This window comes from Oleiphilus sp. HI0067, assembly GCF_001635735.1.
Map to the genome: position 1 here is coordinate 1 of NZ_LWFI01000045.1, position 598 is coordinate 598.

Here is a 598-nt window from a genome sequence, read left to right on the forward strand (position 1 = left end):
ACGTATACGGCTGCAGCGATTGAGTCAGTGAAGCAGGATACTGCTAGAAAGCTTTGTATTGCCGCAGAGCATGTGTTGCCAGTTTCAGCAAAGAAAGCATTACATGCAAAAGTAAAACAAGATGATGCGCTAGGTCAGAAAAGTGGCCTCCAAAAATTTGAAAACTTGCTGATAGAGCAGTTGGTTAACGAGCGTGAATGTTTACTCTACAGCTCAGCTATTTCTGATATCAGTTCTTTAGTACAGAGCAGTGAAAAAGTAATACGGCATCAGCTAGTTCGCGCAAAAGAACATTTACTAGCGCATGAACGCAATGAAGATGCTGAGTCATCTCTGAATGATATTGCTGATCAAACACAACAAGATCATGCTGAGTTCTATAGAAAACTCGTTGCTTTGCGTTCAAGTCGACGTTTGATGATGTCGCAGAAAGAAATCCTCCATGATCTTGTTCATCTCGATAAGTTTGATGCACTTGCCGACGATATTCGCAGAGCGATGCAAGATGCATGGAGTACAAAAGGATTGATCGAAGCGATGCGCCGCTTCTTTTACGACGTAGATCGTGTCTTTGACAATCTTATGGTTGAAATACGTG

General features: G+C 42.1%; 1 protein-coding gene. It reads left to right on the forward strand.

The window, feature by feature from the left end:
• On the forward strand, window positions 1-598 hold a 598-nt coding region (locus A3739_RS29095), incomplete at both ends, for a hypothetical protein (RefSeq protein WP_231876968.1).